This window comes from Tabrizicola sp. (assembly GCF_051645465.1).
Classification (GTDB): Bacteria; Pseudomonadota; Alphaproteobacteria; order Rhodobacterales; family Rhodobacteraceae; genus Tabrizicola.
This window is the reverse complement of sequence record NZ_JBOFBI010000244.1, coordinates 1-1737: the sequence shown is the minus strand read 5'-3', so window position 1 is coordinate 1737 and position 1737 is coordinate 1. Positions and strand designations below refer to the sequence as shown.

The following is a 1737-nucleotide window of genomic DNA, read 5'->3' as shown; positions in this document are numbered from 1 at the left end:
AGTCCACGAAGGTGTCCATCGTGTCCGTCTCGCGCTTGGCCGCCTTGCCGCACTTCGGGCAGGCGCAGTCGCGCCAGGTCGGGTGACGGTCCAAGGGATTGCCGGGTTTGTCGAAAGTCACATCGTCGGGCAGGCGGACGGGCAGGTTTTCCTTCGCCTCCGGCACCACGCCGCAGCTGTCGCAATGGATCACCGGGATCGGGCAACCCCAATAGCGCTGGCGGGAAAGCCCCCAGTCGCGCAGGCGATAGTTGGTAACCCCGCGCCCGATGCCACGGGTTTCGCAAGCCTCGATAGTCGCAGTAATCGCATCTTCGACGGACATAGGCTGTGTAATGATGGGCGATCCAAGATACTCGAACTCTTGGCTATTACGATAGCGACTTAGCGCCCTCATGACGCTCAGTTGGCTCTCGGTCGCGTTGGAAATCCTCTTCAACGAGGGCGACCAGCTCTTCCCAAAATCGAGAAAATGATGTTTCGGCCAGACGAATTCGATCTCACCTGTATCCGTGTCGCCGAATGCCCAAGAAGACTGCTTCGTTGGATCGAGTTCAAATGCCTTGATGTATTCCTGATGGACAGGGTTGCTTTCATCAATCACGACAGCGCCCACTGGAACAAGCGCGGGCAAGATCGGCAGCCCGTATTTCGTCGCGAATTCGAAGTCGCGCTGGTCATGTGCGGGGCAGCCGAAGATGGCGCCGGTCCCGTAATCCATCAGGATGAAGTTGGCGATATAGACGGGCAATTGCCATTCATTGTCAAAGGGATGCAGAACGGTGACCCCGGTGTCCATCCCCAGCTTCTCGCCCGTCTCGATGGCCTCGGCAGATGTCCCACCACGGCGGCACTCCGCAACAAAGGCGGCGATCTTCGGATCATGCCGCTCCAGATGCTTCGCCAACGGATGATCCGGGCTGATCGCGGCGAAAGACGCCCCAAGCAGTGTATCCGGCCGGGTCGTATAGACCTCCAGCCGGTCAAACCCTTCCGGCGCGCCATGCGTCGTGAACGCAAACTGCAACCCGCGCGATTTGCCGATCCAGTTCGCCTGCATCAGGCGCACCTTCTCCGGCCAATGCGTCAACCCGTCCAGCGCCTCCAGAAGCTCCGCCGAGTAATCCGAAATCCTGAAGAACCACTGCGTCAGCTCGCGCCGCTCGACCAAGGCCCCCGACCGCCAGCCACGCCCGTCGATGACCTGCTCGTTGGCCAGGACGGTCATGTCGACCGGATCCCAGTTCACCATCGCGGCCTTGCGGTAGATCAGCCCGGCCTCCAGCATGTCGAGGAACATCGACTGCTGCTGGCCGTAATACTCCGGGTCGCAGGTGGCGAATTCGCGGGTCCAGTCCAGCGAAAAGCCCAGCGGCTTCATCTGGTCCTTCATGTCGGCGATGTTCTGGCGCGTCCAGATGCCGGGGTTCACCCCACGCTCGATGGCGGCGTTTTCGGCAGGCATTCCAAAGGCATCCCAGCCCATCGGATGCAGCACGCTGAACCCCGAGGCCGCCTTGAACCGCGCCACCACGTCGCCCATCGTGTAGTTGCGCACATGCCCCATGTGGATGCGCCCCGACGGATAGGGGAACATTTCCAGCACGTAGTATTTCGGCTTCGCCGGATCGCGCTTCGCAAGAAACACCCCGGCCTCGTCCCAGGCCTTTTGCCACTTGGGTTCGATCACTGCGGGGTCATAGCGCGACATCAGGGGCCTCTTCGACGGTTCCCCGC

1 protein-coding gene is annotated in these 1737 nt (G+C 61.2%); it reads right to left on the bottom strand.

Annotation, left to right across the window (positions count from 1 at the left end; genetic code table 11):
• Nucleotides 1-1711: class I tRNA ligase family protein (locus ACRCSW_RS15980; RefSeq protein ID WP_438706639.1), on the bottom strand; the 1711-nt coding region annotated here is incomplete at its 3' end.
• Nucleotides 1712-1737: the final 26 nt, after the last annotated feature.